The 25,828-nt window shown below is 34.0% G+C and carries 27 protein-coding genes; 20 read left to right on the forward strand and 7 right to left on the reverse strand.

The features are described 5' to 3' along the window. The 3 genes from KQI94_RS03600 to KQI94_RS03610 form a co-directional block, all read right to left on the reverse strand. The coding region (locus tag KQI94_RS03600; RefSeq protein WP_216448154.1) for an IS30-like element IS6770 family transposase at positions 1-724 on the reverse strand (724 nt) is incomplete at its 3' end. Between the two features lie 133 nt (positions 725-857). Then, positions 858-1,202 carry a YtxH domain-containing protein gene (locus KQI94_RS03605; RefSeq protein WP_002355526.1) on the reverse strand — a complete coding sequence of 115 codons (345 nt, stop codon included), beginning with the start codon at positions 1,200-1,202 and terminating at the stop codon, positions 858-860. Continuing rightward, a complete protein-coding gene (locus KQI94_RS03610) occupies positions 1,203-1,628 on the reverse strand; it encodes an HIT family protein (protein WP_002355527.1) in 426 nt (141 codons plus the stop codon). A gap of 213 nt (positions 1,629-1,841) precedes the next feature. On the opposite strand from KQI94_RS03610, the gene KQI94_RS03615 reads away from it, so the two are divergent. The 4 genes from KQI94_RS03615 to trmB all read left to right on the forward strand — a co-directional run bounded on the left by KQI94_RS03615 (position 1,842) and on the right by trmB (position 5,417). Then, the gene (locus tag KQI94_RS03615) at positions 1,842-2,579 is read left to right on the forward strand and encodes an ABC transporter ATP-binding protein (protein ID WP_002363160.1); all 738 of its coding nucleotides are present in this window, start codon (positions 1,842-1,844) and stop codon (positions 2,577-2,579) included. A 1-nt stretch (position 2,580) separates the two neighbouring features. Further along, the gene (locus tag KQI94_RS03620; protein ID WP_002370786.1) at positions 2,581-3,792 is read left to right on the forward strand and encodes an ABC transporter permease; all 1,212 of its coding nucleotides are present in this window, start codon (positions 2,581-2,583) and stop codon (positions 3,790-3,792) included. A gap of 128 nt (positions 3,793-3,920) precedes the next feature. Then, positions 3,921-4,700 (forward strand): phosphotransferase family protein, encoded by a 780-nt coding sequence (locus tag KQI94_RS03625; RefSeq protein ID WP_002355531.1) that lies wholly within the window; start codon positions 3,921-3,923, stop codon positions 4,698-4,700. 72 nt (positions 4,701-4,772) lie between these two features. Further along, a complete protein-coding gene (gene trmB / locus KQI94_RS03630) occupies positions 4,773-5,417 on the forward strand; it encodes a tRNA (guanosine(46)-N7)-methyltransferase TrmB (protein ID WP_002403515.1) in 645 nt (214 codons plus the stop codon). 59 nt (positions 5,418-5,476) lie between these two features. Here the strand turns inward: trmB and KQI94_RS03635 are convergent, their stop codons facing one another. Further along, on the reverse strand, positions 5,477-6,223 hold the full coding sequence (locus tag KQI94_RS03635) for a MurR/RpiR family transcriptional regulator (RefSeq protein WP_002363162.1): 747 nt from the start codon (positions 6,221-6,223) through the stop codon (positions 5,477-5,479). Positions 6,224-6,400: 177 nt separating this feature from the next. Between KQI94_RS03635 and pfkB the strand changes: the two genes are divergently transcribed. The 5 genes from pfkB (at position 6,401) to bph (ending at position 10,934) form a co-directional block, all read left to right on the forward strand. Then, complete coding sequence (gene pfkB / locus KQI94_RS03640) at positions 6,401-7,327, forward strand: 1-phosphofructokinase (RefSeq protein ID WP_002355534.1); 927 nt, start codon at positions 6,401-6,403, stop codon at positions 7,325-7,327. A 4-nt stretch (positions 7,328-7,331) separates the two neighbouring features. Then, a complete protein-coding gene (locus tag KQI94_RS03645; protein ID WP_002403514.1) occupies positions 7,332-8,750 on the forward strand; it encodes a fructose-specific PTS transporter subunit EIIC in 1,419 nt (472 codons plus the stop codon). Between the two features lie 26 nt (positions 8,751-8,776). Continuing rightward, positions 8,777-9,238, forward strand: coding sequence for a fructose PTS transporter subunit IIA (locus KQI94_RS03650; protein WP_002358680.1), 462 nt, complete (start codon positions 8,777-8,779; stop codon positions 9,236-9,238). After that, a complete protein-coding gene (gene lacD / locus KQI94_RS03655; RefSeq protein ID WP_002358681.1) occupies positions 9,235-10,212 on the forward strand; it encodes a tagatose-bisphosphate aldolase in 978 nt (325 codons plus the stop codon). Before KQI94_RS03650 ends, lacD begins: the two co-directional genes overlap by 4 nt. Positions 10,213-10,400: 188 nt before the next feature. Then, the gene (gene bph, locus KQI94_RS03660; protein WP_002355538.1) at positions 10,401-10,934 is read left to right on the forward strand and encodes a biofilm phosphatase Bph; all 534 of its coding nucleotides are present in this window, start codon (positions 10,401-10,403) and stop codon (positions 10,932-10,934) included. Between the two features lie 87 nt (positions 10,935-11,021). Here the strand turns inward: bph and KQI94_RS03665 are convergent, their stop codons facing one another. Further along, complete coding sequence (locus KQI94_RS03665; RefSeq protein ID WP_002384912.1) at positions 11,022-11,453, reverse strand: GNAT family N-acetyltransferase; 432 nt, start codon at positions 11,451-11,453, stop codon at positions 11,022-11,024. A 75-nt stretch (positions 11,454-11,528) separates the two neighbouring features. On the opposite strand from KQI94_RS03665, the gene KQI94_RS03670 reads away from it, so the two are divergent. From KQI94_RS03670 to KQI94_RS03685, 4 genes are all read left to right on the forward strand, one after another. Beyond that, a complete protein-coding gene (locus tag KQI94_RS03670; protein ID WP_002384914.1) occupies positions 11,529-12,743 on the forward strand; it encodes an AI-2E family transporter in 1,215 nt (404 codons plus the stop codon). A gap of 174 nt (positions 12,744-12,917) precedes the next feature. Further along, positions 12,918-14,297: a hemolysin family protein gene (locus KQI94_RS03675; protein WP_002363168.1), complete on the forward strand. Its 1,380-nt coding sequence runs from the start codon at positions 12,918-12,920 to the stop codon at positions 14,295-14,297. 173 nt (positions 14,298-14,470) lie between these two features. Beyond that, positions 14,471-16,045 (forward strand): peptide chain release factor 3, encoded by a 1,575-nt coding sequence (locus tag KQI94_RS03680; protein WP_002355543.1) that lies wholly within the window; start codon positions 14,471-14,473, stop codon positions 16,043-16,045. Between the two features lie 74 nt (positions 16,046-16,119). Next, the gene (locus KQI94_RS03685) at positions 16,120-17,028 is read left to right on the forward strand and encodes a tyrosine-type recombinase/integrase (RefSeq protein WP_002384915.1); all 909 of its coding nucleotides are present in this window, start codon (positions 16,120-16,122) and stop codon (positions 17,026-17,028) included. Between the two features lie 108 nt (positions 17,029-17,136). Here KQI94_RS03685 and KQI94_RS03690 read toward each other — a convergent pair whose 3' ends face one another. Together KQI94_RS03690 and KQI94_RS03695 are read right to left on the reverse strand one after the other, a co-directional pair. Continuing rightward, a complete protein-coding gene (locus tag KQI94_RS03690) occupies positions 17,137-17,877 on the reverse strand; it encodes a hypothetical protein (RefSeq protein WP_002388530.1) in 741 nt (246 codons plus the stop codon). A 187-nt stretch (positions 17,878-18,064) separates the two neighbouring features. Beyond that, positions 18,065-18,310 (reverse strand): hypothetical protein, encoded by a 246-nt coding sequence (locus KQI94_RS03695; RefSeq protein WP_224561195.1) that lies wholly within the window; start codon positions 18,308-18,310, stop codon positions 18,065-18,067. A 965-nt stretch (positions 18,311-19,275) separates the two neighbouring features. Here KQI94_RS03695 and KQI94_RS03700 point away from each other — a divergent pair. From KQI94_RS03700 to KQI94_RS03730, 7 genes are all read left to right on the forward strand, one after another. After that, positions 19,276-21,027: a DUF262 domain-containing protein gene (locus KQI94_RS03700; protein ID WP_002384918.1), complete on the forward strand. Its 1,752-nt coding sequence runs from the start codon at positions 19,276-19,278 to the stop codon at positions 21,025-21,027. A gap of 46 nt (positions 21,028-21,073) precedes the next feature. After that, positions 21,074-22,078: a hypothetical protein gene (locus KQI94_RS03705; protein ID WP_010774077.1), complete on the forward strand. Its 1,005-nt coding sequence runs from the start codon at positions 21,074-21,076 to the stop codon at positions 22,076-22,078. Beyond that, positions 22,059-22,253, forward strand: coding sequence for a hypothetical protein (locus tag KQI94_RS03710; protein ID WP_002384921.1), 195 nt, complete (start codon positions 22,059-22,061; stop codon positions 22,251-22,253). The genes KQI94_RS03705 and KQI94_RS03710 overlap by 20 nt, the downstream gene beginning before the upstream one ends. A gap of 161 nt (positions 22,254-22,414) precedes the next feature. Beyond that, positions 22,415-23,683 (forward strand): adenylate/guanylate cyclase domain-containing protein, encoded by a 1,269-nt coding sequence (locus KQI94_RS03715; protein WP_010774078.1) that lies wholly within the window; start codon positions 22,415-22,417, stop codon positions 23,681-23,683. Positions 23,684-23,801: 118 nt separating this feature from the next. Then, positions 23,802-24,185 carry a Pycsar system effector family protein gene (locus tag KQI94_RS03720; RefSeq protein ID WP_014524773.1) on the forward strand — a complete coding sequence of 128 codons (384 nt, stop codon included), beginning with the start codon at positions 23,802-23,804 and terminating at the stop codon, positions 24,183-24,185. A gap of 483 nt (positions 24,186-24,668) precedes the next feature. Continuing rightward, positions 24,669-25,112 (forward strand): DUF3290 domain-containing protein, encoded by a 444-nt coding sequence (locus KQI94_RS03725; protein ID WP_002355544.1) that lies wholly within the window; start codon positions 24,669-24,671, stop codon positions 25,110-25,112. A gap of 15 nt (positions 25,113-25,127) precedes the next feature. Then, positions 25,128-25,775, forward strand: coding sequence for a DUF421 domain-containing protein (locus KQI94_RS03730; protein ID WP_002355545.1), 648 nt, complete (start codon positions 25,128-25,130; stop codon positions 25,773-25,775). The last annotated feature ends 53 nt before the right edge of the window (positions 25,776-25,828 follow it).

Below are 25,828 nucleotides of genomic sequence, written 5' to 3' on the forward strand. Positions count from 1 at the left end.
TATCAATATCGTGTTGGTTACTAATGGCTTTCCAGTTAGAAAATTCTTTTCCACAGTCAAACGTAATAGATTTAAAGAAGTTTTTAGGGAAGCGAGAAAACCATTGATTAAGGGCGGTTTCAATATCTAATGCCTTACGGCCGTTGGGTTTAATCGTGATAATGACTTTAGATAATCTTTCAACTAAAGTAATGACGGCACTTTTATGATGAATGCCAACGATCGTATCACCTCCAAGGTGACCAAACTCAGAATTGAAATCAGGATAATTATCAGGTCGATCATGGATTGAGCGCTGATATTGTTGTTTTCCCCGTTTTTCCTGATGGCCATTGGGTTTTCTTTTACCTTTCATCGGTAGTGTGTCAATATCAAATATCCCTTTAGAAAATAAACGATAAAGTGTTCTCATACCGCATGAAACAGGCCTTTCTTTTCGCCCGATAATGACGTCAGGCGTCCAACCAAGAGTGACTTTCTCTTTAATGTAATCTACTTCATGAGCAGGTAATTGAATGACTTTTCTACCACATTTTTTCTTATTTTCTTTATACTGGTGCCAATAATCAAGAGCAGTCTTGCCTTGCTTGAACTTATTGACTACATTATAAATAGTTTGTATAGCACGTCCCATTCGGTTAGCGATTTCAACCGGTTTATTATGTTGAAGATAATATGATTCTATCATTGTCAGTTCGTCTATGGTAAGATGTTTGTAGGTCATTTATGGTTACACTCCTTTGTTTTCTTTCGTCGGAAATACAATTTGAGTGTACCATAAATGCCTTTTTATTTTTCTAACTTAATTTTACAATTCGCGTTTTTAATAACAAAAGAAATAATTAACATAAAAGACTTTACTTTTGCTTGTTGGTTTGTGTGTCAGGTAATTCAGCCGTGATTTTAGCAATTTGTTCTTTAATTTGAGCAATCCGAGGTTCCGCTTGGAATTTGAAATCAGTGATTTCTTGTTGCAGGTCTTTTGAAAATTCAGTTGCCAGTGGAACGTTTTCTTCGACAACTGCCAAATTTCGTTGCACCTGATCCCAGTCATTCGTGACTTGATTTTTCAGTGAACGATAGTCCTCTAGCTCATTGATTAAATGTTGGCGTGTTTCTTTCCCGCTTCTTGGAGCAGCCAACAAGCCGCCAATGGTACCAGCAGCTGCACCAAAAAAGAGACCTTTAATAAATTTTTTCATTTAGTTCACCTGCTTTGCAATGGTCTCAGCAATTTCTTGCATCGCTTCGGCGGAATAGTCCTCTTGATGGTTGCCAAAATGAATAGAGAAATCATCTTCTTTTGAATAACGGGGAATCAAATGAACGTGGGAATGGAAAACGGATTGATAAGCCACTTCCTTATTGTTATTTAAAATGTTTAATCCTTCCATTTCTGGAAAAGCTTTTTCTAATGCTCGTGCTACTTTAGGAATACGAGCAAAGACGTCGCTTGCTAAAACGTCATTATATTCAAAAATATCAGCAACGTGTTGTTTTGGAATCATTAAGGTATGCCCTTTGGTCACTTGTGTAATGTCTAAAAACGCGTAGACTTTCTCGTCTTCATAGACTTTATAACTTGGGATTTCGCCGTTGATAATTTTACAAAAAATACAATCATTCATGAAAAATTCCTCTTTTCTCTAGGTTCTTTCCTTTACTTTACCACAAGTTGATTTCTCTGTGGATGAAAAAGTACGTGAGTTCGCTAAAAAGTTCGTTTCATTTCGTGTATAATAAGAGAAAGAAAAAAATCCATTTAATTAAGGGAGTAATTTTTGAATTCTTGGTTCGCTTAGGGTTTAATAATGGTAGAGAAAAGGTTGGAGGCAAAAGAAATGAGCTTAACAATTGAACATTTAACAGGAGGTTACGGCCATATTCCTGTCTTAAAAGATATTAATTTTGACGTCAAGTCTGGTGAAATGGTTGGTTTAATTGGCTTGAATGGTGCGGGGAAAAGTACCACCATCAAAAATATTATTGGGTTACTTACGCCGCAAAAAGGCAAAATTATGATTGACGGGGAAACATTGCAACAAGCACCTGAAGAATATCGTAAAAAAATCGGGTATATTCCGGAAACACCTTCTTTATATGAAGAATTAACATTGAAAGAGCATATCGAAGTAACGGCCTTGGCTTATGATATTCCATTAGAAGAAGCGTTCAAACGAGCAGAACCATTACTAAAAACGTTCCGTTTAGACAATAAATTGGAATGGTTTCCTGCTAATTTTTCAAAAGGCATGAAACAAAAAGTTATGGTACTTTGTGCATTCTTAATTGAACCGAGTTTATATATTATTGATGAACCTTTTCTAGGCTTAGATCCTTTAGCAATTCATGCTTTATTAGAATTAATGGATACGATGCGTAAGCAAGGGGCAGCGATTTTAATGTCCACGCATATTTTAGCAACAGCTGAAAAATATTGTGATCGTTTTGTGGTGCTACACGAAGGGAAATTACGGGCAAACGGTACAATGGCTGAATTACGTGCAGAATTTAATTTACCAGAGTCTTCTTTAGATGATATTTATCTTGCCTTGACGAAGGAAGAAAAGGTGGGGTAACATGGGCGAATTTTTTAGTCAACGTTTGTCACGGCATTTCAAAAAAATGTCCAAGTACTTGCGCTATATTTTAAATGATCATTTTGTTTTAGTCTGTATGTTTTTATTAGGCGGATTAGGTCTGTACTATTCCCAGTTGTTAAAAGAATTACCTCGTGATTTTGTTTGGGGCAGACCGTTAATTCTATTGGGCTGGCTGCTACTCATTCAAGTTGGTAAGTTGGCTACTCTGACAGAAGAGCCCGACAAGGTTTTTTTATTACCAAAAGAAAAACAATTCGCTGCTTATCTGAAACGAGCGCTGCGCTACTCTTTACTTTTACCGATTGTGGTCAGCTTTCTAGGAAGTGGCCTATTGATGCCGTTGATTGTAGTCACAACAGGTTGGTCGTTTCAAACCTTCTTTTTATTTTTGGTCATGCTAGTTTGTATGATTTATACACATCTTAGTTTACAAAGCTATGGGCTCTATCATCTTTCGTCAACCACTTACCGTAGTTGGTGGTTTGTTTGGTTGATCAGTAGTCTCTTGATTATGACGGGAGCTATTTACTGGACGCCTTGGGTTGGTGTGATTGGTGGCATCATTCTGGCCGTTTGTTTATCGAGTATTTGGCAAAATAAGATGAAAAAGAGTTTCTTGGATTGGGAAAAAATGATCCAAAAAGAACAAAACAGAATGCATAGAATTTATAAATTCATTCAGCTGTTTACAGATATTCCTGAAGTGAGTAGTACAGTGAAACGCCGTAAATACTTAGATCCTCTCCTCGGAGTAGTCAAAAAAACATCTGAGAACACGTATGCTTACTTATTCATTCGGAGCTTTTTACGAGGTAGCGAATATAGCGGCTTATTGTTTCGTTTGATTTTGGTTGGTGGCGTGCTACTCTTCTTTTTACAAGAATTCTGGATTGCGTTGGTAGTTGCTTTATTGTTTGTCTATTTAATCGGGTTCCAGTTGATTCCCATGTACACGCAATTTGATTATATGGTGATGACACAGTTATATCCAATTTCAATAGAAAAAAAACAAGCAGCGATTCGCCGGTTAATTAGCGGCGCATTATCTGTTGCGGCCATTATTTTTGGTGGGATTGTCTGCCTTCGTTTAGGCAGTTTGCAAAATAGCTTGATCATTCTGGGTGCCTTAATTGTAGAAGTTGTGATTTTCACTAAAATGTATGTTCCAATGCGCTTGAATAAGTTATAAAGATGAGAAAACCCAGCAAAATTTACAAAAGAACCACATAGAAGCTTGACGAAGCAAGGTTTGGCGACTAAAATGGTAATTGCTGTAAAAATTGCAATAAAATTGTGTTGAGATAGGAGATAATTTCCATGGAATTTCAGTTGGATAAAGACTGGCGTCTGCAGCCGATAAAGGGCGCAACTGGTCAAACATACATGGGAATAAAAGAAACAGAGAAAGTGTTCATTAAACGAAACACTTCTCCACTTCTTGCAGCATTGTCTAAAGAAGGGTTAGCCCCGAAGATGATTTGGACAAAGCGGACAGCGAATGGCGACGTACTAACAGCCCAAGAATGGCTGGAAGGACGTTTATTACATGCGGACGAAATTGGCAAACGCAATGACGTGATTGACGTGTTATACCAATTGCATCATTCCAATTTGCTGAAAGACATGTTGAAAAAAATTGGTGGCGAAGTTTGTACCCCGCTAACAATGTTGAAAGAGTATAAGCGTCAACTACCTAAAGAATTAAAACGAAACAGTTATTTAAAAGAAGTAATCACTTATTTATATAATCATTTACCAGAATATCCAGAAACTAGTTATGTAGCTGTTCACGGCGATGTGAATCATCGGAATTGGTTAGTCTCGAATAATTATCTCTATTTAGTAGATTGGGATTCTGTGATGGTCGCGGACCCAGCGGTAGATTTAGGAATGATTTTGAGTCATTATGTCCCTCGTTCCGGTTGGAATCAATGGTTACTATCTTATGGTTTAATCCCGAATGAAAGTACGGTTCAACGAATTTATTGGTATGGTTTATTTAGCTTTTTACAAGAGATTGTTCGTCATCACCAAGAGGGCGAAAGAAGAGCAATGACTGCAGAAATTTTACAATTAAAACGAATGTTTAGTAGTTAAACTAATTCATTTAACATCCACACAGGCTGGCGAATTTCACCAGTCTGTTTTTAAAAGAAAGGAATTTTAAATATGCGTGTAAGAAATAGACCCGGAGCAACAGAATATATGGCAAAATATCCACAATATGTGGTAGAAGGCCCTGAAAAATGGCAAGGGAAATGGCAAGAACGTTTTGGCAATAATCATCCCATCCACATTGAAATTGGTTCAGGTAAAGGTCGTTTTATTTATGAAATGGCTAAAACACATCCTGAAATTAATTATATTGGTATCGATATGCAATTAAGTATTTTATCGATTGCATTAGATAAGCTAGTGGCCGAGCCGTTACCTAATCTACAGTTATTGCGAGTAGACGGCGAAGCATTAACAGAATATTTTGCTGAAAATGAAGTAGATTTAATCTATTTAAATTTTTCAGATCCTTGGCCAAAGAAAAAACATGAAAAACGTCGTTTAACGTATAAAAACTTTTTAGCGACAGATGAAATTATTTTAAAACCAAATGGAGAAATTCATTTTAAAACGGATAATCAAGGGCTCTTCGAATACTCATTAAGTAGCTTTTCTAAATATGGCATGATTATTGAACGTGTATGGCTAGATTTGCATAATAGCGAGTTTGAAGGCAACATTATGACAGAATACGAAGAAAAATTTTCTAGTCGTGGTCAACGAATTTATCGAGTAGAAGCACGTTTTGTTGCAAAATAAAAACAAGCATTCCTTTATTTTAAGTGAAGGAATGCTTGTTTTTTATTATTTAAGAAAGCCTAAGTTGTCGTTCTTAGAGCATAGGCATCCAATAAAATTCTTGCCAGAATGGATAGTGGTAACCGTGAACGCACTTCATAATCGGGGAAAAAGGAGCCTTCTGATTTGAAGCCCACGAACGGAATTTCAATATATTTCATTAAACTAGAGTGTTTGCTTGCAGTTAAAAGGATAGTCCCAATTTCTGAGTCGTAACAGTTTTTACCAGCGACAACTAATTCTTGAGTTTCTCCGTTTAAAGAAACAAAAAGAGCCACATCTTTTTTTGATAACTTTTTACTAATATTTTTAATAATTTCTGGGTCCGTATGCAGTTCACAGTATTTGCCAGCCAATTGAAACTTAACCATCATTTCCTGAGCAATTAATTCTGAAAAACCTCTAGCAAAGATAATAATCCGTCGAGAAGCCTTGATTTTTTGGATCGCATCTTCGATATTACCAATTTCAATCATGTTAATCGTGCGAGTTACTTCTTCTTCATTCTTTAAAATGGCCGTCCGAATTCCTCGGTCTACTTTTTCTAATGCTGAAAAATTTATATTTTGGTTTTCTTTATCTTTCAAGTGATGCTTGAAGGATGTGAAACCTTCATAGCCTTTCTTTTTCATGGTTCTTACAATCGTCGCAGTTGATACGTTGGCTCGTTCGCTTAATTTTACAATGGAATAATCAGGGATTTCTAAAATATGTGTTTCGATAAAATGCCAGAGATATTGCTCCGACTCACTCAATTTTTGTTCCATAATGGCCAGCCCTTCTTTCTTTCACTAAAAAACATTTATAAGCCTATTTTTAATGAAAAAAAATAAAAAAGCTAGAGAAATTATGAAATTGTAAATGTTTTCTATATTTTTGCGAAAGAATGAAAACCTTTACATGGTATTTTGAGACATAATAAAGAGGAGAAAGGAGGAACTACAGTGACTATTTATACATGTACATTAAATTTAGCCATTGATTTATTTATCGAAACAGAAGAGCTAGTTCCTTTTGTCGTGAATCGCACGAAGGAAGATGATATTCAAGCAAACGGGAAAGGAGTCAATGTTTCCCTAATTTTAAAGATGTTAGGGATTGATAATACCGCTTTGGGAGTCAAAGCTGGTTTCACTGGGAACTATGTCGAGGATTATTTAAAAGAAAAAGAGATAACCACTGATTTTATCGAAGTCGCTGGCACAACGAGAATCAATGTGTTTACAAAAGTTACCCAAGATCAAAAGGAATACAAATTAGTCAATAAGGGACCAAAATTATCTGAAGAACATGTACAACGTTTTTTGAAAAAAATTTCAGAGTTACGTAAAGGGGATTATTTGTGCGTATCAGGAAGTTTACCACAAGGGGTTTCGCCAAGTATTTTGATTGAAATTAGCCGAATTTGTTTTGAAAAGCAGGTGTTCTTAATTTTAGACAGTAGTTATGAAGAAATTTTAGATTGTTTGCCTTATCAACCATTTTTATTGAAACCAAATGAAGAAGAACTTCAAGAGTGGTTTCATACAGAAGTGCAGACTAAGGACGATTACATTTTTTACGGACAAGAATTACTGAAGCGGGGAGCCAAAAATATTTTACTTTCTTTAGGTAGTGAAGGGGCTTTATTTATGAATAATGAAAAGGTTCTTTCAGGCAATTCACCAACTGGAATGGTTGTGAATACAGCTTGTTCAGGGGATGCAATGTTAGGTACCTTTTTAGCTGGCTGGCATCAAGGACTTTCATTGGAAAAAAATTTAAAAAGAAGTATTGCAGCAGGTAGTTCAACAGCATTTCGCAAAGGATTGACAGATTTTTCAGATGTTCAGGAGTTAGAGCAACAAATAAAGATTCAAGAGGAGGAATAAACAGATGGCTACGTATCAATTAATAGCTGCTACAGGTTGTCCGACGGGAATAGCGCACACGTATATGGCACAGGAGGCATTGGAACAAGCTGCGAAACGTAAAGGTATTACGATTAAGGTTGAAACACATGGTCAGATTGGTATAGAAAACGAGTTAACACCTGCAGAAATCCAAGGAGCGGAGGCAATCATTATTGCCGCCGACAAAGACGTTCAAGCAGAACGTTTTGCTGGGAAACGAATTATTGATGTCCCTGTCAGCGTTGGCATTAAAGAAGCAGATCGCTTAATTGAAGAAGCGCTCGCAGGAAAAGGATCGATTGCGGCCGAAAACCAAGCAGTGGACGAACTTGAACAGGAGACACAAATTTCTTCAGGAAATGTTGGACATAGTATTTATAAAAACTTAATGAATGGCGTTTCTCACATGTTGCCGTTTGTAGTAGCAGGCGGCATTTTAATTGCTCTTTCTTTTGCTATTTGGGGTATTTATTCATTTGATCCAGAAAGTAGTCAGTATAATGCTACCGCTGCTATGTTAAAAAGTATTGGTGATGCCTCAATGGGAATGATGGTGCCAATCTTATCTGCGTATATCGCAGAGGGGATTGCGAAACGACCTGGTTTGGTTGTGGGCTTTGTCGGTGGTTTGATTGCTAACACTGGTGGTACTGGCTTTTTAGGAGGGATATTATCTGGTTTCCTTGCTGGGTATTTCATTCTTTTATTACAAAGAGTATTTAAAGGTTTGCCTAAATCATTAGATGGTTTAAAAGCAATTTTCCTTTATCCAGTCATTGGCGTTGCAGTTATTGGTATCACTATGTCTTTACTAGCAGATCCGATGAAAGCTGTTAACGAAGGAATGATGAGCTTTTTAGCTAGTTTCCAAAATTCCAGTCCGTTGGTTTTAGGAATTATTGTGGGTTGTATGTGTGCCTTTGATATGGGAGGTCCAGTTAATAAAGCGGCCTATGTTACTGGAACGGCACTCTTAGCTCAAGGAAATACTTCTTTTATGGCAGGAGTTTCTGCTGCCTGCATAGCGCCACCTTTAATTACAGGCTTTGCTACATTATTCTTTGGAAAATACTTTGACACAAATGAACGCAATGCGGGCCTAGTGAACTTTATTTTAGGCTCCACACATATTACAGAAGGCGCTATTCCGTTTGCGGCAAAAGACCCATTGAAGGTTTTACCAATTATGATGCTCGGATCTTCAATTGCGGCAGTCTTAACGTATATGTTTGGGGTACAAGTGCCAGCACCTCATGGAGGATTTCTTGTTTTACCAGTTGTTACTCACGCTGTTCAATGGGTTCTGGCAATTTTAGCTGGTTCATTGGTAGGTGGTTTATTGCTAGGTTTTGTACAAAAAAGTAGAATCGCCAAACAAGAGCAATCGTTATCAAAAAAATGAAATAACAGGAATTAGGAGTGGATGGAATGGCTTTTATTAAAGAAAATCATATTTTTTTAAATCAACAGTTACAAACGCAAGAGGATGTTTTTCACTTTTTAGCAAAAAAATCAACAGAATTGGAAGTTGCTCAGGACGCACAGGAAGTTTTCGATAAACTGAACGAGCGAGAACAAGAAGGAACAACGGGGATGATGAATGGATTTGCGATACCTCATGCAAAAGCAGCAACGATTCAACAAGCGGCCATTATCATCGTTACCTTGGACCAAGGTGTTGAGTGGCAGAGCCTTGACAACCAATTAACGGAGTTTGTGATTGCGCTGTTTATTCCAGATGCCGAAGCTGGCACGACACATTTGAAATTACTCTCTTCCGTTGCGCGCCTCCTATTAAGAGAAGAAGTTACTTCTGGACTGAAACAAGCAAGTTCGCCAGCTGAAATTGCTACGTTACTAAATAATCAATTAGGAGAGGGAACAGAATGAAAAAAATTAGTGAACAAAAACGTAAACATTTAGAAAATCTGGTAGATGATCAAGGGATTATTGGAGCACTAGCCATTGATCAACGTGGGGCCTTAAAACGCATGATGGGAAAATACAAAGAGGTGACTGCGCAAGAAATCAGTGACTTTAAAGTATTAGTATCTCGTTGCTTAACACCAGAGACTTCAGCAATTTTGTTGGATCCAGAATATGGCCTAGCTGCTGCTGAAAATCGAGCACAGACTTCAGGTTTGTTACTTGCGTATGAAAAAACGGGCTACGATGCTTCGACACCAGGACGGTTACCCGATAGTCTTGATGTTTGGTCGGTTAAGCGTTTAAAAGAAGCGGGCGCAGACGCGTGTAAATTTTTACTTTATTACGATGTTGACGAAAGTGAAGCAATCAATGAACGAAAGAAAGCTTATATAGAACGGATTGGTTCAGAGTGTTTAGCCGAAGAAATTCCATTCTTTTTAGAAATTGTCTCTTATGATGCAAACAATTCGGATAGTGCTTCAAAAGAATACGCTAAAGTAAAACCGCACAAAGTAATTGAAGCGATGAAAGAATTTTCAAAGGATCGCTATAATGTTGATGTTTTAAAAGTAGAAGTCCCTGTGAATATGAATTTTGTAGAAGGTTTTGGCACTGAAAGTCTTTATAGCCAAGATGAAGCGCAGGCTTTTTTCAACATGCAAAGTGAAGCAACACAACTTCCATTTATTTTCTTGAGTGCAGGGGTTAGTGCTACGATGTTTCAGGAAACATTGAAATTTGCAAAAAAAGCAGGTTCCTCGTTTAATGGAGTCTTATGTGGTCGCGCAACTTGGGCAGACGGCGTGCTTCCATTTGTTCAACAAGGTTCAGAAGCAGCCGTTGCGTGGCTTGAAACAACTGGTAAAACAAATGTTGACGAATTAAATCAGGTTTTAAGAGAGAGCGCAGTATCAGTCTTTGAAAAAATACAGTAATTAAGCTGAAAATATTTACTGAATTTGAACTAATTGGTCATCTGAATTAAATTTTTTCAGAAATCGTCTTCTTTAAGTGAACTCAATGTACGCAAACTCAAAAGATATGATATAATTATTTCGATATCGATGTATGAACACCCAAAAAGTAACATTGCTTTACTTTATTTGGGGAAAGTTGGGGTATTATGGGAATTCCTAAAGAAGGCGAGTTTGTAACCATTCAGAGTTATAAACATGACGGACATTTACATCGAACGTGGCGTGATACGATGGTACTAAAAACGAGCGAGTATTCTTTAATTGGTGTGAACGATCACACGTTAGTAACGGAATCCGACGGACGTCGTTGGGTGACTCGTGAACCAGCCATTGTTTATTTTCACAAGAAATATTGGTTCAATATAATAGCAATGATTAGAGAAAAGGGGGTTTCGTATTACTGCAATCTGGCTTCGCCATATGTTTTAGATGACGAAGCGTTGAAGTATATTGATTATGATTTAGATATCAAGGTTTTTCCAGATGGTGAAAAACGTTTACTAGACGTTGATGAATATGAATTTCATAGCAAACTAATGGATTATCCAGAAGATATTGACTTCATTTTAAAAGAAAATGTCAAGACTTTAGTGGATTGGATTAATAACGAAAAAGGCCCCTTCTCGCCCGAATATGTAGATATCTGGTATCAACGTTATCAACAGCTATCAAAAAAATAGCCGATGTAAACAGCCCACAAAAGGAGCTTGGAGCATTAGCCAAAATGGCTAATGCTCCAAGCTCTAAATTTTCCGATTTAATTGGTGTTATAGTTCTTTATTCATTTCGTAGTGTTCAATGCCAGCATCCATAAAAGGTGCTCCTGTTTTTTGATAACCTAAACGTTCATAGAAGCCTACAGCGGTGACTTGTGCTCCTAGAGTAATCTTGTGGTAGCCTTGTTCTTTGGCAAAATTTTCCGCCGCTTCCATAATCATTCGTCCATAGTCGGCGCCACGGTAAGCTTTTTCAACGGCCATTCGTTGTAATTTCATAACGCCATTTTCTAGTGGAAGCAAGCGACAAGTTGCGACAGCTACATGATCCGTGTACAAAACAAAGTGAATACAATGTGCTTCATATTCATCGATTTCCATCTCTTCTGGTACCCCTTGTTCCGCTACGAATACGCGTTGACGAAGCCGGACAGCATCTAAATAAAGATCACTCATGGTATCTTTTGTTTGAGCTACATGCATAGAAAAACCCCCAAGTTCAGAATCTGTTTCTATTTTATTATACCACGAAAAAGTTCTAGCAATGAAGTATTCTCAATGACTGAGGGGGGAAGGTGTGATAAAATAAAACAGCAACAATTGAACAAAAATAAAGGAGGAGCCGCTGTGATTAATCGATTTAAAGAATCGAAATTATTTTTCTGGTCAGTTGAATTACTTGTCGTAGCCATGCTATTATTTATTGCTTCGAAAATTAATTTCTTATTTGCACCGATTGGGACATTCTTTTCAACGTTGTTTGCCCCAGTCTTAGTAGCAGGCTTTTTGTATTATTTACTAAATCCTGTGGTCAATCTACTAATGAAGACGAAAATGAAACGAATTTATGCCGTCTTACTGGTATTTTTATTACTAATCATCGCATTAGTTCTGATCTTATTAACAATTATCCCTAAGTTGGCAGATCAGCTAGCTAGTTTAGCATCAAGTATGCCAGATTTCTTTAAACAAGTGGAGACCTGGATTTATGAGATTGCGGAGTTACCTATTTTTAAACAAATTGATTTAACAAGCTATATTGAAAAAATGGATATTTCTTATGCCAATATTATCCAACAATTTTTAAGTAGTTTATCAAGTAGCTTAGGTTCAATCGTATCAACGGTGGCGTCAACCACCATTGTTTTGGTCACTGCGCCATTTATTTTATTTTATATGTTAAAAGATGGAGACAAGCTAGTACCAGCGATTCAACGTTTTTTACCTGAAAAAAGAAAAGATGATATCGTGGATCTTTTAGGACAATTGAACCAAACCTTATCCAGTTATATTAGTGGACAAGCGATTGAATGTTTATTTGTCGGTACATTTACGATTATTGGGTATTCATTGCTTGGCGTTCGTTATGCCTTTTTATTTGGTGTCATTGCCGGCTTTACGAATTTGATTCCCTATCTAGGACCTTATCTAGGATTAGCGCCTGCTGTCTTAGTGACCATCTTTAATGAACCCGTCAAAGCAGCCTTATGTTGTTTAGTGGTGCTAGTGGTTCAACAATTGGACGGAAATATTATTTATCCAAACGTTATCGGAAAATCTCTAAAAATCCATCCATTAACGATTATTTTAATTTTATTGGTAGCAGGAAATTTAGCAGGTTTGCTAGGTATTTTCCTCGGTGTCCCATTTTACGCAATCTGCCGGACCATTATCTACTATGTTATTGATATGGTCAAAGCGGGTCGTAGTGAAAAAGTTACCAATGCTGTTCTTTTAGGGAATGAAACAAATACGAAAGAAAATAACGGTTAATGATTGAATCCGCTAATCTTTCGTGCTATGATTTTATGGATTAGGATAGAAAATAACCTGTCATAATACTGATTGTGTCTGTTTCTAAGCCTAACCATAAAAAGAGGAAGAACGTTAAAAGAGTACGAAAGTACAGCCTCGGAATTATCAACAATTAAGGAGAGAGAGAACATTATGAATAATGCTGACCCTGAGAGTCAGTCGCTAATTGCGCAACTTCTATTATTAGTCGTGTTGACGTTTATCAATGCCTTTTTGGCAGCGGCGGAAATTGCAGTCGTATCTGTTAACAAGAATCGTGTGGAACAAAAAGCGGAAGACGGCGACGCAAAAGCTCAAAAATTGCTTAAGGTATTGCAAGACCCCAATAACTTTTTATCCACAATCCAAGTAGGGATTACTTTGGTTAATATCCTATCTGGTGCTTCATTAGCAGAGACTTTATCTAGTCGTTTGGCCCCTGTATTAGGTGGCGGCGCCGCAGCTAAGAGTCTTGCCAGTATCATTATCTTAGCATTGTTAACGTACGTTTCTATTGTATTTGGTGAATTATACCCTAAACGAATTGCTATGAATAAATCAGAAGAAGTCGCTCAATTGACTTCTGGTGCAGTCCGCTTTTTAGGAGTTATCGCGCGTCCCTTCGTTTGGTTGCTATCGGCTTCGACCGATTTATTATCCAAAATCACACCAATGACTTTCGATGATGCCGATTCGAAGATGACACGAGATGAAATGCGCTACATGCTTGAAACAGAAGGTGTTTTGGAAAACGAAGAACTAGAAATGCTACAAGGTGTCTTTTCATTAGATACAAAAGTGGCACGAGAAGTAATGGTTCCTCGGACAGACGCATTCATGGTTGACATCCAAGATGATGTCCAAGAAAACATCAATTTAATTTTAGGAGAAAATTATTCTCGGATTCCTGTTTATAGTGAAGACAAAGATAAAATTGTTGGTATTTTACATACCAAAACGTTACTAAAAGCTGCACGTAATTTAGGCTTTGAAAACATTGAATTAGGCGCGATTATCCAAGAACCATTATTTGTCCCAGAAACCATTTTTATTGATGATTTACTTTATGAGTTAAAACGAACACAAAACCAAATGGCGATTTTACTAGATGAATATGGCGGTGTTGTCGGTTTAGCAACACTGGAAGATTTACTAGAAGAAATCGTTGGTGAAATTGACGATGAAACAGATGAAGTAGAAAATTTATATACACAAGTGGCTGACAATGAATATTTGGTTCAAGGACGCATGTTAATTGACGAATTTAATGAAGTATTTGAAACAGATTTACACATGAGCGATGTTGATACAATGGCAGGTTACTTAATTACAGCATTAGGAACCATTCCTGATGAAGGGGAAAAACCTTCTTTTGAAGTGGGCAATATTAAGTTAACTGCTGAAGAAATGGAAGGCACACGTTTGCTAGTCTTACGCGTTCATTTCTACGATGAAGAAACTGTCGATGAAGAACCAGAAGAAAATCGTCGTTTTTTCCGTAAAGAAATGGAAGATGACGAACCAAGACGTTAAAAATAACCTGTGACATCAGTCGTTTTGACTAATGTCACAGGTTTTCCTTTTAAAAAACAGCCAACAGCAGCTCTTTATTCTCAAGGCTTGACATGATATACTAGCAAAGGTTAATCAAAAATTATGCTGAAGAAAATAAATAAATAAACATCACAAGTGATAAGGAGATTTTTATGACGATCAATCAAAAAGAAGCAGTCGATAGTCGCCGTACGTTTGCGATTATTTCCCATCCGGATGCTGGGAAAACAACGATTACTGAACAATTATTATTATTTGGAGGCGCCATCCGCCAAGCTGGAACAGTCAAAGGGAAAAAAACAGGGAACTTTGCCAAATCTGACTGGATGGAAATTGAAAAACAACGGGGAATTTCGGTAACGAGTTCTGTGATGCAATTTGACTATCAAGACAAACGGATTAATATCTTGGACACCCCAGGGCATGAGGATTTCTCAGAGGATACGTATCGGACCTTAATGGCCGTGGATAGTGCTGTGATGGTTATTGACAGTGCCAAAGGGATTGAAGCACAAACGAAAAAACTTTTCCAAGTTGTTAAAAAACGTGGTATTCCAATTTTTACTTTTATTAACAAATTGGACCGTGACGGACGGGAACCATTGGAACTTTTAGAAGAATTGGAAGAACTATTGGATATTGAATCTTATCCAATGAACTGGCCAATTGGTATGGGAAAAGGCCTAGAAGGTCTATACGATATTTATAATGAACGTGTGGAATTATATCGTCCAGAAAATAATGGCGGGGAGCGTTTTATTCCTTTAAAAGATGGCGATATCCCAAGCGATTTACCATTGCACAATAACAGCGTTTATCAACAAGTGTTGGAAGATGTTGAGTTATTGGTAGAAGCAGGCGATGAATTTAGCGAGGAAAAAATCGCTCGTGGTGATCAAACGCCAGTCTTCTTCGGTTCTGCTTTGACAAACTTTGGGGTTCAAACATTTTTAGAAACCTTCTTACAATTTGCGCCTGCGCCACATGCGCATAAAACAGAAGAGGGTGGCGAAGTAAGTCCTTATGAAAAAGAATTTTCAGGCTTTGTCTTTAAAATTCAAGCGAATATGAACCCAGCCCATCGTGATCGAATTGCCTTTGTTCGAATTTGTTCAGGTGTTTTTGAAAGAGGCATGGACGTGACCTTAGGTAGAACAGGCAAAAAAGTCAAATTAAGTAACGTGACGCAATTTATGGCGGATGCCCGCGAAAACGTCACAGAAGCTGTTGCAGGCGATATTATCGGCGTGTATGACACAGGAAATTACCAAATTGGCGATACTTTGTATGAAGGGAAAATGAATGTTCAATACGAAGAGTTGCCGTCATTTACCCCTGAATTATTCATGAAAGTGACTGCCAAAAACGTAATGAAACAAAAATCTTTCCATAAAGGAATTTACCAACTGGTTCAAGAAGGAGCCATTCAATTATACAAAACATATTTAACAGAAGAATATATCATTGGCGCCGTAGGTCAATTGCAGTTTGAAGTTTTCCAATATCGAATGTCCAATGAATACAATGCTGAAGTGGTAATGACGCCAATGGGTTCTAAAATTGCCCGCTGGATTAATCCAGAAGATTTAGATGAACGCATGAGCTCTAGCCGAAACATTTTGGCACGGGACCGTTTCGACCAACCATTGTTCTTATTTGAAAACCAATTTGCGGAACGCTGGTTTGCGGATAAATATCCAGATGTTGAACTGAAAAGTTTGATGTAAAATTAATTTGTAATCAATCGGTAGCTGAATCTTTAGAAGATTGAAGCTCGCATTTTAATGGAAAATCCATTAAAATGTGTTGGTTTGCAAGAAGTCCTTTTTTATCAAAATTTGATAAGAAGGGACTTTTTTTCATGAACTGGGAGGATATTATTTTAGAATTTTGTATGGATATTACAGTGAGAGGTTTTTCAAAAATAACAATCAAAAATTATAAATCAAAATTGAGAAACACAGCAAATTTTTTCAAATCAATAAATGTTGAACCGTCGCAGATTGAAAAGAAACAGATAAAAAGCTGGATAATAGATATGCAAGAAAAAGAAATGCAAGCATCGACAATCAATGTAAGTGTTAGCAGATTAAAGAAGTTATTTGACTATATGTTAATTGAAAAATATATTGACTATAATCCGTTTGTTGATATTGAAAGATTAAAAGAACAAAGAAAAGTAATCTATCCTTTGAATGATTATGAAATTAAACAAATGCTGACAGTTGCTAAAAAACACCCATACAAACATATAGCACAAAGAAATGTTGTGATATTGATGTTGATGATTGAATGTGGGTTAAGGATTAGCGAAGTTTGCGAGATACGAGATGAAGACATTATGAATAATCAAATCATTATTAGAAAATCAAAAAATAATAAGGATAGAGCCGTCGCTGTCAGTCCGATTCTCAAAAAAGAAATAATAAAATATCAACGAATTAAGAAAAGAAAATTTGGGCTGTTAGAAGGAAATCCTTTTATTGTCAGTAATCTAGGTAAAAAATTGAATGAAAAAAGTATTTGGCAGATTATGCAAGAAATAAAGAAGCAAATTGATATAAGAGATTGTGTCCGTTTTTCAGGTCATACGTTAAGACATACTTATGCAAGTATGCAATTACGGAACGGATTAGATATTTATACGTTAAGTAGCGAAGATTTTATAGAGAAGTCTATTAAAACGAGTACTTTGATGAATTTGAGGTGATTAAGTTATTTAACGTTTCTTTAAAGTACAAAATTATTTAATAAACCCAGTTAGGATTTCCTAACGGGGTTTAATGAATTTTAAACCTTTGTGTCTATAATATTAGAGTTAGTGATTATAAATTTTTGAACGAGATTTGTACTCTGCGGATTTAAGATAATTTTCATTCATTTTAGTTTGTGCTATAGGGGTGAAACATTCTCCATAACTTTCTAAAATAGGTAAGTAGTCAGATGTAGCCGCACATATAATTCTATTTGAATCATTGCTTTTTAATTCCCCCATTTTAAGTCTGACTTCTTTAATAGCTAACTTTTTAAATACTTTTTCAAAGAATAAGAAATTAGTTGTTCCAGTTACCATAGACTTATACGCTATACAATCTGGTTTTGCATGATTTATTTTGGTTATCAAGATATTATCTTCACTAGATAATGGAATATTATTGTCGCATTTTTCTAAAATATCCTCAAAACCGAATTGTATTCCATCAATAATAATTAGAGGTTCTTCATTTTCTAATGTTGGAAAAGTGCTTGTCAAATCATCATAAGCCCAGAATGTAACTATATTTTTACTAGAACCATGTTTTAAAATTTCTTTACGGGAAGTATCTGGTGTGTCCGACCAATAAGATAATTTTTGATTTGGAAATAATTGCGAATATCTATTTGATGAGTTACTATCTCTTAGATTGCCATGAAACAGCTCGCTGGCAGTTTTTTCATAAAAATTTTGATTGAATTCAACGCATCTAAAGAAATCGAATTCTTTAGTTATCAGTATAGGCAGTGCGCTATGTTTCAAAACTTTAGATAGATGAGAGTGATTGGAATATAATTTGCTCAATGGTCTATTACTCCTTAAACTTAATATTTTATAAATACTTATGCTATAACAATAATATAACAAATGTTTAGAAGAGAGAATATGAATTGATAATTATAGTTTAGAATTTTTAATTTCTGTAAACTGTAAGTATTATAAGTTATGATATTTCATATGATTTTTAATAGTCAATAAGATTTGAGAAGTTTTAATCTATAATTTGACCATCAGAATTCATTTTTTCAATTTCAACTATTTGTTGTTCATAGAATGGCGAGGTAGATATTTTAATCTTTTTATCTGTTGAAATCGTTAAAGAAGAAATATAATGAGGAGTTACTGCCACTTTAGCAGATGTTTCTGACAACGTAATTAATAATGATTGATTGTCGCCAAAAGTAGTATATTCAGAAACAATAGCAACTAATCCATCTTGATTTGTTAGTATCGACAAATACTTAGGAGCTTCGATAATCCATCCAAATTGCATCTTGTGAGTATTCATTATATGTTCCAACTCTCTATTTGTTTTTTTGTTAGTATAATAGTAACTTAAAAAAAGAAAAAGTGCGAGATAAGAAAATCTTTATAGTTTATCTCTAGAAACACTGATAAAAATGGTAGGATAATAAAAGTCAATAAAATCTAAGGTAATCTACCTGTTTTCACGCATATCTTTACGCAAAAAAACTATTTACATCGATAATTGTGTGATAAAAATGGCTGTAAAAAATTGATATATCAGTATTTATTTTTTAGTGCCGGCAAGAGATATCTTGCTTACTTAATAGCACTATTTAGGTTCAGTAAAATAGCTAAAATTTACGCTCTAGATATATTTATATAACGAAAAAGTGATAATTCATTGTTGCTTTAGTTGAATTATTTGTTTTTTTGAAATCAACTAGAACTATCTTCATATCTAGAATATATAGGTAAAGTTATATTTTTATTTTGTTTAGATATGTAGTGTTAAAAATAACGTAGTATGGAATTTAAATAGCCTGTGTTATTTTTCAGGGGTTTTAAAATTTATTCTTGATAAAAATTAATACTTAATATTTTAGAAACGCTTAGAATGTAATACAGGCAGCATACAATCGATTCTGGAGATTTTGAATATATTTTCAGAAGAGAGGAAGTGTGGTCTGGCTTCTGTGAATATTAATTTAAGTTAATAGTAAGAAAAGTATGGATTATACGAGTTTTTTATATCTATTTTAAGTTGATTTTTCTTATAAGTTTGAGATAATATTGTATGATTGGAAAATTTAGAAGAACGGAATATAAAATAGAGTAATTTTACTTGTTATTTATTATGGAACCGTATTCTCTAAAATATTGTTCTTTATTATTGTGATAATTCAAAAAATACACTCACAGATTAAAAAATAAGTCAACTATGCAAGGAGATATGATATGGTGGAAAGAGGATTTCAACCGTTAATTACTATCAAAGAAGCTATTGAAAATATAGACAAAAATATTTATCTATTACCTGCTATCCAAAGAAAATTTGTATGGAGCCCAGAGCAGATAGAATCATTGTTTGATAGTATCATGAGAAAGTATCCTATAAATTCGTTAATGTTATGGCAAATTACTTCAGATGAAATAAAAAATAATTATAGATTTTATTCTTTTTTGAGAAAATATAAACAACGTTTTGGAGAAATGAATGAATATTATAATTCTATGGGACGAACAGACAATTTTTTTGCAGTAATTGATGGACAACAGAGGTTGAACAGCTTATATATTGGACTAAAAGGAAGCTATGCAGTTAAATTAAATCACAAACGATGGGTGGACAATGAAGACAATTTTCCTCCAATGAAGTTATACTTAAATATAAAAAATACCTATAAGCAAGAAACAAAAATTGATAAAGAATATGAATTCAAATTTTTACGTAGAGATAAAGTAGAGAAAGAAAATAAATTAGGTGAAAAATATTGGTTTGAAGTAGGAAGTATTTTAGGCTTGTCAGATGAAAAAAATCGATGTTCTTATTTAGAAAAAGTGGGTTTAGAAAATAATGAATACTCCAAAGATATATTAAATCTGTTATATGAGACTATCAACGAAGAAAAAGTTTTAAATTATTACTTGGAAGATGAACAAAATCTTGATAAGGTATTAGATATTTTTATTCGAACTAATGATGGCGGGACGAAACTTACTTTTTCAGATTTGTTGATGTCTTTTTTAACAGTTCATTGGTCTGATGCGAGGGAAAATTTTGAGGAATTAATTAGAGAAGTTAACCAGTTCGGTGATTTTTCTATCACAATAGACTTCATTTTGAAAAATATGTTAGTTTTATATGCAGATGACATAAAGAGTAGAGTGAAAAATTTTAATGAAGATGTAATTAATAAAATTAAAACTAATTGGGAAAGGATTCGTAAATCAATTCTTAATGCTTTTGAGATGTTCTATAGATTGGGTTTTGAAAACAGAACGTTTCCTGCTAAAAATGCTGCTATACCAATTGTTTATTATATCTATGAAAACAAACTTGAGGATGAAGTTATAAAAAATAGATTCTTAGATTCCAACACGCAAAACGCCAATTCTCAACTCATGAAAAAATGGTTATTATTAGTGTTTTTGAAACGTATTTTTGGTGGGCAATCAGATAGTATCCTTCGAGAAATTCGTAAAATAATTGATGACTCTTCCTCTGGTGTCTTTCCTTTAAAAGAAATAATCAATAGTGCTAAAAGCAATCCTACAAAAAATTATTCTTTTGATGATGCAATAATTGAAGGCTTATTTGAAGTACAATGTGGTTCTGATGACGCATTTTTTGTATTGTCTTTATTCTATCCAGATTTAGATTATTTCAATCAAAATTTCGATATTGACCATATTCACCCAAAATCAAAATTTCAAAATAAAACATTTATGGAAAACCATTTTAGTAAAGAAGAAATTGAGAGGATTGGTAATAATTGGAATAAAATTGGAAATTTACAATTATTAAATAAGGAAAAAAATATTTTGAAGAAAGATAAGAGTTTGTCAGAATGGATGGAAATCAATCACTTGAATAACTCATTTTTATTTATTGATGAAGATATCAAATTAGATATAGAAAATTTTGAATTGTTTTATGAAAATAGAGTTGCCAAGATGAAACAAGATTTAAAGGAGCTTGTTAAATAATACCTTAGTGGCTTGTAATTCAACTTATTATCAGGTAGGTGTTATTATGAAAGATTTCGAAATTGGTTTACCTAAAGACGCATCGTTATTGGTAAATGTTACCGATAAAAATTTATACAATTATGATTTTACATCTTATTCATTATTGCCATTGCAAAGAATAGCTTCAAAATCGATAGCGGTAAAAATTAAAAACAGTTTATTTTCAAATATTTCAGAAATGAGTTTGATTGAAAATTTGTCTAATCAGAAAGAAACAGAATACGTAGCTAGGATACCTGATTTTGCAAAGGAAAAGATAGATTCTGGAGAATGGTCATTTGGCGTAAGAAAAAAAACAGGTGAAACATATGCTGTCATTAAGGATAATTTAAGTGGGGAAAATAAAAGTTTTGTTACTCTTGATAAGAAAATTGTAAAAGAGTTAGGTGTTCTACCAGAGTTATCAGCAATCCAAGGTCAGTTAGCATCAATTTCAGAGCAAATTGAGGGATTAAATCAAATTATACAAAGGGTAGAGAAAGGTCAGTATAATGATAGATATGCGGGATTTTTTTCATCCAGACAATTAGTTGTTGAAGGATTAGCTTCAGAGAATGAATCGAACAAAAGAGAGCTATTGATTAGTTCTATCAAAATTGCTAATGAAACAATTAGCAAGCTAATGCTTTCTATTCACGAAGATGCAGCTCTTTTAATTGATTCAAAAACAAAATCAAAAGATGCACGTAGAATTGATAATTTATTGCAAACATCTTTAGGATATTTAAATTCTGCAGTCCAACTAAACCTAATAGCGTATACAGCTTTGGGAGAAAAACAATCTTTATTTGCAACACTGACAAACTATCACTCGTTTGTTAAACAAGTGTTAATGAAAGAAAACGAAAGCGGAAGAACTATTGCGTGGTTATTAGATAATGCTCACGTGGGTGATGATGGAAGAATTCAGGAATTAACTAATGATTTGTCTACAAAAATTGAAGTGCTCATAGCAACTTATAATAATGAAAGGACAGACGTGACTGAAAATGAAAGAATCGAAAATTAAGACTTGTAAGTATCCAAATTGCAACAAAGAAGTTCCATCAGATAAATCTTTATTTTGTATGGAACATAGTCGTAGCTTAAAGGAAAAAAGAAATTTAGTTGGAACTGCTTTAGGTAGCGTAGCTATTCTAGGAGTGACTACTTTAGCAAACAGTATTATCAAGAAAAAGATTTAGTTGGAATGTTTAATCATGTTATAGTCAATAAATGGATTTAGTAGAAAGCTTACCTCCTTTGGAGATAATTGACTAAAATTTAGAGTGTTTATAATAAAAAGCCTTTATTAGGCTTTTTATTGTAACTATGTGCTCGTATAGCTGAAAGGATGAAAATTAAATTGTATAATAATTATAATAATATTGAAAGAATTTTTTATAAAAACTTACGAAAAGAAAACCTAGATAATAAATTAGAAAAATCTGTAATTCATAGTAGATATATGGATTCTTCTCAAAGTATAATCGTTCCAGAGAATGAAACACTTACTATAGCTAAGTTTCCACCAAATAGATTTTCTGAGAAAATAGGAACACATCCAGATTTTATTGATGAAAGTTTACTTCCAAAGACACAGTATATCTGCTCCATTTTTTTAGATATTAAAGGTTCCACTAGATTGGCACTTAAATATGATTTAGAGACTGTTCAGAAAATAAAAAATGCTGTTCTTTCAACTGGAATTGAAATTATTAGATATTTTGGTGGTCATATCCACCGACTTCAAGGAGATGCAATTTTTGCTTTTACTGGACATAGTAAACTTTTAAAAAGTGATGCAATAATTCAAGCTATAAATGCTGCTTCAGTGATACAATACATGAATCAAAATATTTTGAAAAAATATTTTGAGAATGTTTTAGGTGTATCATCATTAAAAATAAGAATTGGTATAGATTTTGGGGATGATGATGAAGTTCTTTGGTCTAAATATGGCATTGATAATATTAATGAAGTTACTGTGACTAGTTTACATGCTGATTTGTCATCTAAGCTCCAAAATAAGGCTTCTGAAAATAGTATTATGGTTGGAGAAAATGTTTTTTCATACTTGCAATTACCAGATGATTTGCTCAGTGATATCTACATTAAAGGTAGCTCTGAAGAAAAAGACTATTATATTATGAAACACAATTCATTTAATTATAAAATGAAAAATTTTGATTGGTCAAAATATTTAGAAAGAATAGCCCATTTTGAATCGTATGAGGGAGATTTTCAAATAAAATGTTACTATTTATCAGAAAACGAAAGGCGGATACCTTACTATTCAGAAAAAGCATTAGAAAAAGATACAGATATAGTTTATCAAATTGAAGCTAGTCAGTCGTTGCTACATAAAATTAACAGTGTAGAATGGACTGTTTCAAACTCTGGTATTGAAGCTTCGAAAGAAGAAGAATTAGACTATGTAGTCCCAAAGGAAGCTTTCACGGATGAAGATAATGCTGTTTTTCGATGTAAGAGACATACTGCTTTTAATGGACTGCATTATATGATTTGTAAGATAAAAGCTGAAGGAAATATTACCAAAAATAAATATTTTAGTTTATATGTTAATGATAATGATTTATCTAAGAGTTACTTAAAAAAAGCTGAATTGGAGTGATATTTACATGGCATCATAAAAAAAAGACTTTGTTTATTCACAAAATGACTATCTAAACAATTATATACAGTTTGCAGATACTAAATCAGCAGTATTTATAACTGTAAACGGTGTATTGATGGGATTTTTATATACTCAAATTAAAGATAATATGCCTTTCGAATTTGAAAAATCGAAAAATCTTTTTTTATTAGCGAGTATTGGACTTTTACTTGTGGCTTATGTTTTTTTATTTTTAGTTATTTTTCCACGTAGAAGCTATAGAAATGGCAACGGAATTGTTTTTTGGGAAGACGTAACTACCTATAAAGATGCAGAATCTTATAAAATGAAAGTATCTGAAATCCCTCAAGGTAGTTTTGAAGAAGTCATGATTGAACAAAATTATTATCTGGCAAAGACAGCAACGAAAAAGTATAAAAACTTACACTGGAGTTTTATTTTTTCGATAGCTTCTTATATATCTGTAGTTGTTTTTTCTATCCTGAATGTATTGAAATGATTAAAATTAGGTTCCATTGATAAAACAGAAAAGTCACAATAAATAACATATAATTTTCAACTTTTGTTTTGTGATACTTGTCTAATCAATTTTCCTACTAAAATTATTGATTAAGAAGTAATAGGTGTATTGAGAAAAACAAAGGTTGAACATTGCGTTGGTTTGTAGCAGAAATGGATTGCTTTCTAAGATTATTTATTGTATGATGAAGCCTGATAAAAAGGGACTTTCACTTATTTGAAAACCAATTTGCGGAACGCTGGTTTGCGGATAAATATCCAGATGTTGAACTGAAAAGTTTGATGTAAAATTAATTTGTAATCAATCAGTAGCTGAATCTTTAGAAGATTGAAGCTCGGCGCAGTCATTATCAAGATGATTGCGCTGGGCTTTTTCTTGTTATAAGGTATTAAAGCAGGCGTGATTGTTTTTTTTGAGATAGAATACTTACTATAACGAATCTATCAAGGAGTGGACAAGAACATGAATTTTTATGGCATCGAGTATTTAAAAAGCCAATCTAATTTAAATGATTACTTAAAGTATTTTTTTATTTTTGCTTTGTTAATCGGGCTAGTCATTGTGTTTAGTTTTTATGTGCGACATCAAATTCAAACGAAATATCGTGAATTAAGTATTATTATTTTTTTATCATTATTATTTGTTTTAGGGGTTCAATATTCCAATTATCAACTGAACCAAAATCAGCATTCACAATCTTCACAAATGGTACATTTTGTCGAACAAGTGGCACAGGAAAAAAAGGTTTCTCCAGAAAAAGTTTATGTCAATGGTACACAATTGGCTGACGGAACCATAGTTAAAATTGACGAAGTCTTTTATAAAATGAGTTTAAGTACGGATCAGCAGTCTTATACGTTACAAGAAACGTATTTATTAACACCAACGATTGAAATCATAAAGTAAAGTGAGGGAAAATTAATGCAGTTTTATAGTCCAATTATTATTAAATTTGCTTTAGGTATTATTTGTTTAATTGTCCAAATTAATTTGATGGGAAAAGGCAATTTGGCGCCCACATCGGCTATGGACCAAGTGCAAAACTATGTATTGGGGGGCATTATTGGTGGTGTTATTTATAATGATTCAATTACGGTGCTCCAATTTGTATTAGTGTTAATTTTGTGGACATTATTAGTCTTAATTTTAAAATTTGCAAAAGAACACAATCGCTATGTGAAGCAAATTGTGGATGGTAAACCCATTACTTTAATCAAGGATGGACAGGTTGTGGTGAAGGAATGTTTGAAAAATGGTATTTCTGCAAATGATCTAATGTTTAAATTACGAGCAAATGGTATTTATGAAGTCCAGCTTGTTAAACGGGCGGTTTTAGAACAAAATGGTCAATTAACAATCGTCGAATATGGCGATGAAAGTATTCGTTATCCGATTATTGTGGACGGTCAAGCCAACATGGATGTCCTAGAGTTAATCAAAAAAGATGAGCACTGGCTATTAACGCAAATCCAAGAACAAGGATTCCAAAGATTACAGGAAATCTATTTAGGTGAGTATTTATCTGGACAGTTAAGTTTATCGCCGTATGAAGAAAAAACGATTTCTTAGCTATACTTTTCATTCTACTTATATTAAAATTAAATGGTAATTCAATGAGTTTT

Source organism: Enterococcus sp. S183_ASV_20 (genome assembly GCF_018919685.1).
In the GTDB taxonomy this organism is placed as follows: Bacteria; Bacillota; Bacilli; order Lactobacillales; family Enterococcaceae; genus Enterococcus; species Enterococcus faecalis.